This is a genomic window from Allobosea sp. 05T439, assembly GCF_056396005.1.
Map to the genome: position 1 here is coordinate 1 of NZ_JBFTKP010000094.1, position 5,174 is coordinate 5,174.

Below are 5,174 nucleotides of genomic sequence, written 5' to 3' on the forward strand. Positions count from 1 at the left end.
GGCTATTGGGGCGGCAACATCAACTGGAACAACAACAACATCAATATCAACCGCGATCGCGTGACGCACTGGCAGCACAATCCGCAGCATCGCCAAGGGGTCAGATACGGCAATTCGCAGGTTCAGCAGCGGTTTGCGAACACCTCGCGCCCGGGCAGCGACGGCCGCATGGACTTTCGCGGGCGGGACGGAAATCAGGCCCGCCCGGACCGGCCCGATCGCCCCAACACCGGAGCTGGCAACCGGCCGGATCGCGGGCAGGGGGCCAATCGGCCTGACCGCCCCAATGCCGGCAATCGCCCCAATGCCGGCGCCGGTGCAGCGCGTCCCGATCGCGGGGCAGGGAACCGTCCTGCCACCGCCGACCGCGCACGCCAGAACCGTCCGAACGCGCAAAGGCCGGCGCAGGCCAATCGTCCCGGCGGCGGCAACGTCAATCGGGCGGGTGGGCCGCGCCGCGACAATGCCTTCGGCAACATGCAGCCCGGCAGGGCAGCCAATCTGCAATCCCAGCGCGGACAGACGAGCTTCGCTCATGCCGGAGCGCGGATGGGTGGCGGCGGATTTGGCGGTGGTCCCAGAGCGGGGGGCGGCGGGTTTGGCGGCGGCGGGGCACGCATGGGCGGCGGCGGTGGCGCGCGCATGGGTGGCGGCGGTGGGCGTGGAGGCGGCGGTCGCGGGGGCGGCGGTGGGCGGCGTTCCGACGTCGCGCTCAAGGATCATATCGTCGAGCTCGGCCGGCTTCGGAATGGCATCGGCTTCTACCGGTTTGCCTATCGGGGCAGCGACAGGCGCTATGTCGGCGTGATGGCGCAGGAGGTCCAGGAGGTCGCGCCCGACGCCGTGACACGGGGCGCCGATGGTTTCCTGCGTGTCTATTACGAGCGCATCGGGGTGCGGTTCCAGACCTACGATCAATGGCTGGCATCCGGCTCGCACGTACCGACCGGAACCATCCGCCATGAATGTGCGGCGACGGCACTATGCCGTGCCACTGTCCCGGAGATGTCCGGAGGTATGCTGCCATGATGCACCTCAACCGGATCCGTCGGCGATGGCTGAGCCTCGCAATCGCGGCTGCCACCTTGGCCGGGATCTCCGCAGCCAGCGCGCAASAGCGCTTCAAGACRCCCGAGGCGGCCGCCGCAGCCCTTGTGGAAGCCGCCCGCACCAGCGAGACCGGCCCGATGCTCGGCGTTCTCGGGCTCAAGGGGCGCGACATCGTCTTTTCCGGCGACGAGGTCGCCGACGCGGCGGACAGGGAGCGCTTTCTCTCCGCCTATCAGGCCAAGCACCAGGTCACGGTCGACGGCGACAAGGCGACATTGCTCGTTGGTCAGAATGACTTTCCGTTCCCGATCCCGATCCTGCGCAAGGACGGGGAGTGGCGGTTCGACACAGAGGCCGGGCGCAAGGAAATCCTKTTCAGGCGCCTCGGGCGCAATGAGCTCGATGCGATCCAGGTCAGCCTGGCCTATGTCGACGCCCAGAACGACTATGCGAGCAAGGACAGAACCGGCGCCGGGCCAGGCTCCTATGCCCAGCGGGTCGCGAGCCGCCCGGGGAAGCGCGACGGCTTGTTCTGGGCGACCGGGGCAGGAGAAGAGGCCAGTCCGCTKGGCGCTCTCGCCGCGCAGGCCGAGCGCGAAGGCTACAAGGGCGGGCAGGGCAAGACGCCCTATCACGGCTACTACTACAAGATCCTGAAGCGCCAGGGTGCCGCGGCACCAGGTGGAAGCCTCGACTATGTCGTCGGCGGCAAGATGATCGGCGGCTTCGCTCTGCTCGCCTATCCCGCCGAATACGGCAACTCCGGCGTCATGAGCTTCATCGTGAACCACGAAGGCACGGTGTATCAGAAGGATCTGGGACCCAGGACCAGCCGGATCGCGACGCGGATGCGCTCATACGACCCCGACAAGACCTGGGAGAAGGTTCCGGTGCCGCAGTAATCAATTTTCGAGATGCAGACTGCTGATCCATTCAGCGAAATGGCGATGTCTTCACAAAGCGACATTTAGCCTTCTCAAATGATCTTCGGATGACGGCCCCGATTGGACTACGGTGCCGCCAAAGGCAGGTCGAAAGATTGGCCCGATAGGCGCGGGGGCCGTCGAATCATAGCGGCTATCAGCAATGGAGAACCGATGACCGGCCTCCTTTCGATCCTCTTCGGCGGCTTTTCAAGCTTCACGCCCGGTCGGATGCTTGGGGTCCCAACGCGAGCCCTTAGGAGACTACCGCGGGTTAGGGGCCTTTGATCGTGGATTGATCCTCAGTCGGCGACTGTGCCGAGGGCGTGGGCCGAATATCAGCGGTGGTGATGCCGCGGTGGATGGCAGCATGAATGACGTACAAAAGCGCGGACTTGCAAGGCTCATGCTTCGTTGGCCGCAGCGGCGGATGGAGCTACGTCAAAAATGCAGCAGTGGTGCGGGACTGCTCGATCTCTGCGAAGTTTACCAGGTGACATGTGAGGCCGCTTCCTATTGGGAGAAAATAACTTCGCCGGCCGGAGAGGCCCGTGCGGAGGAGTACCGCGCTCTCGCATTGGAAATCGAACGTGAGGTCAATGAGGCGCTTGCCTCAGTTTGAGCCTTCGTCGCGCCGGTGATCGCCTCGAAGTGGCGCACCTCGCCCTCAGGCTCAAGTCGATGGTCAAGCCTAGATGTGAGGTCTCAATAGGTTGTCCATCCGGTCCCGAGCGAGGAAGCTGAGGTTGCGAAGCTTCAGTGCCTTCGGAGGAACGGGGCTATCCACCTGATCATCCCGGGATGATGGTGGCGCTGTTCTCTACGGCTACAGCCGGGGCATCATCGCGGCAGCTTGGCTGCGCCTGCGACGAGCGGGTCGACGTGGGGGCGGTGACCGGACTGAACCGACCTGACTTCCGCAGCATCGCCGATCTCCGCAAGCTCCACCTCTCGGCGCTGTCGGATCTGCTCGTGGAAGCTAACGATGCGATAGTGAAGCCACTGCTTGTCGGAAATCCGGGACAGTCGATCACAACGGCGGCATGCTTGCCTTGGCGGCTTGCATCTGGAAGTACGATCGGCATTGTCTGTTCGCACAGAGAATTGAGAATGACTTGATGTCATCCCATCGTCGCGGCGTTTAATTTTCCGCGCTCTGGGAACCCGCCGAGGGAGGCCTCCGTGAATAGACGTTTCTACCTAGTAGTGCTGGCTCTGATGGGACTGGTGGGATGCGTTTCGCGCGAGACGTCCGGATCGGGGGGCGGCGGGCCCGCCTATGTCCAGCAGGACCTCGGGAGCCCCGGTCGACAGACCGACTTCTTCGGGAACGGCCTGCGGCCTTGAGAGCGGGATCTCGCGCTCCCGCGACCCGTCTCGCCATTGCGGGAACTGCCGTGCGCACTGCTGCTGCGACATGAAAGTCACGGCGCGCGGCCCCGGCACCTCGAGAGGTGCCGGAGGGGGCTGCCCCGCCTATTCGACTGGCGCCCAGCTGCTGTCGGGGTCGTAGCGCAGCAGGCGCTCCGCCAAGGCGCTGGTCTTCGAGCCGAGATTCTTCTGCAGCACGACCCCGTTATGTCCGCAGATGAAGGTCATGACGCCGGTCTTGCCCCATTCGGCCGGCCAGGCCACGAGGCCGAAGCCAGCGATCATGTTGCCGTTGACGACATAGGAATGCGCGCCGCCGGGCGCCCAGGGTCCTTGTGCCTTGAGGATGCGAAAGCGATAGCCGGCATAGGTTCGGTTCCCGCGATCCAGCAGGGCCTCGCTCAGGGCGCCCTCGAGCGGGCTGACATCGGCCTGCCCGGTTCTCGGCCAGTACAGCCCGTCCTGCGTACCGGGCGTCGAGATCAGGTTCTGGGCATATTCCGGCACCTGGTCGCCATCATGGTCCTTCCGGATATATTCGCGCTGGGCGCCGATATAGGCCTGGCAGGCCTCGATGGCGCGCAGTTCGTTCTCGCCGACGGCGCGGTTGAGGATTTCGCTACGCCCGGCCGCGACATCGAACATCCAGGCCTCGCCGCGTCGGACGATCGGGATCGGGAACTCGAACTTGCGTTTCCCGATCGTCAGGATCCGCGTCGCGTCGTCGCGCGGCGTCAGGGTGACGGATTCCGCTGCGGCCTCATTGAACCGGTCGAGTCGTTCGCGGTCCAGCGTGGCGTCGCCGGTGCTCAGCACGTCGCGGGCCCCCGGCCCGAAAATGCGATCGAGCATGCCGGGCTCGCGCGCCCGGGCCGCCTCGACCAGCGCGCTGGACGCCGCATCGGGGGAGGGGAAGCTCTGCTGGGCTGCGGCAGGGCCTGCCATCAACAGGACCGCGAGCGAGACCGGGACTGAAAATCGAGCGTGATGTGCCATGATCATGTCCCCCAATCAGCGCCGTCCACCGCGACCACCACCACCGCCCCCGCGGCCACCGCCGCCGCCGATATGCCCGCCGCCGCCACGGCCGCCGCCGCCGATGTGAGCGCCGCCGCCGCGACCTCCGCCGCCGATCTGTCCGCCTCCGCCGCCGCGGCCCGCCGGCATGCTGATCTGCCCACGGCTGGCTGCGCCGCGATTGCCATAGGCCGCCGCGCCTCGGCCGGCATCGATGCCGTCAAAGGCGGTCCGGCTTGGTGTCGGGCGAGGTCTCGCGCCCTGCGGCGCCGCTGGTCGCGCCTGTGCCGCCGGAGGCCGTGCCGTGGGCCGCTCGGGGCCCGATGGTCGCGTCGCGGGCCGGCCTGCGTCGGCCTGCGGTCGCCCCTGTCCAGCCCCGCCCTGGGGGCGGTCCTGGCCGGGCCGTGCATCAGGACGGGCGGGTTGCTGCGACGGACGCTGGCCGATCATGCCTGCCGCCGCGCCGCCGATCGCGCCTGCCGCCGCACCGCCCAATGCTCCACCGACGCCGCCTGCGCCGCCTGGGCCACCGATGCCGCCAACACCACCGACGCCGCCTGGGCCGTCTGGGCCGCCGATGCCGCCAACACCACCGACGCCGCCCGGGCCGCCTGGGCCGCCGACGCCACCGATGCCGCCGGGCCCTCCGGGACCACCAACGCCGCCAGCCGGCCCGGGGCCGCCAATGCCGCCAACGCCACCCGGGGCGCCTGGCCGGCCAACGCCGCCTGGGCCTCCCGGTCCGCCAACACCGCCTGGGCGGCCTGGGCCGCCGGGGCGGGCGAGGCCGGGCTTGGAGCCCTGCCCGGGCCG

The 5,174-nt window shown here is 67.7% G+C and carries 6 protein-coding genes and 1 pseudogene; 5 read left to right on the top strand and 2 right to left on the bottom strand.

Translation table 11 applies throughout. The annotated features are described in order from the left end of the window. From AC1DIO_RS34970 to AC1DIO_RS34985, 4 genes and pseudogenes are all read left to right on the top strand, one after another. Nucleotides 1-1,029, top strand: a 1,029-nt coding sequence (locus tag AC1DIO_RS34970) for a tail fiber domain-containing protein (RefSeq protein WP_476854918.1), incomplete at its 5' end; no start/stop codon positions are given. Continuing rightward, nucleotides 1,026-1,952 (top strand): DUF2950 domain-containing protein, encoded by a 927-nt coding sequence (locus AC1DIO_RS34975; protein WP_476835745.1) that lies wholly within the window; start codon nucleotides 1,026-1,028, stop codon nucleotides 1,950-1,952. The genes AC1DIO_RS34970 and AC1DIO_RS34975, both read left to right, overlap by 4 nt. Before the next feature lie 391 nt (nucleotides 1,953-2,343). After that, nucleotides 2,344-2,595: a hypothetical protein gene (locus AC1DIO_RS34980; RefSeq protein WP_441509160.1), complete on the top strand. Its 252-nt coding sequence runs from the start codon at nucleotides 2,344-2,346 to the stop codon at nucleotides 2,593-2,595. 143 nt (nucleotides 2,596-2,738) lie between these two features. Further along, nucleotides 2,739-2,951: pseudogene (locus AC1DIO_RS34985) on the top strand (transposase); the annotation flags it as partial. Nucleotides 2,952-3,449: 498 nt separating this feature from the next. Here the strand turns inward: AC1DIO_RS34985 and AC1DIO_RS34990 are convergent. Together AC1DIO_RS34990 and AC1DIO_RS34995 are read right to left on the bottom strand one after the other, a co-directional pair. Continuing rightward, nucleotides 3,450-4,340, bottom strand: coding sequence for a DUF2950 domain-containing protein (locus AC1DIO_RS34990; RefSeq protein ID WP_441509162.1), 891 nt, complete (start codon nucleotides 4,338-4,340; stop codon nucleotides 3,450-3,452). 15 nt (nucleotides 4,341-4,355) lie between these two features. Beyond that, nucleotides 4,356-4,511, bottom strand: a complete 156-nt coding sequence (locus tag AC1DIO_RS34995) for a hypothetical protein (protein ID WP_476833258.1) — start codon at nucleotides 4,509-4,511, stop codon at nucleotides 4,356-4,358. A gap of 273 nt (nucleotides 4,512-4,784) precedes the next feature. Between AC1DIO_RS34995 and AC1DIO_RS35000 the strand changes: the two genes are divergently transcribed. After that, the coding region (locus AC1DIO_RS35000; RefSeq protein ID WP_476854919.1) for a hypothetical protein at nucleotides 4,785-5,174 on the top strand (390 nt) is incomplete at its 3' end.

Bases quoted from the DNA above. Each gene is read 5' to 3' on its own strand.
- AC1DIO_RS34995 (WP_476833258.1), bottom strand. From the start codon at position 4,511: ATGCCGGCGGGCCGCGGCGGCGGAGGCGGACAGATCGGCGGCGGAGGT.
- AC1DIO_RS34980 (WP_441509160.1), top strand. From the start codon at position 2,344: ATGAATGACGTACAAAAGCGCGGACTTGCAAGGCTCATGCTTCGTTGG.
- AC1DIO_RS34990 (WP_441509162.1), bottom strand. From the start codon at position 4,340: ATGGCACATCACGCTCGATTTTCAGTCCCGGTCTCGCTCGCGGTCCTG.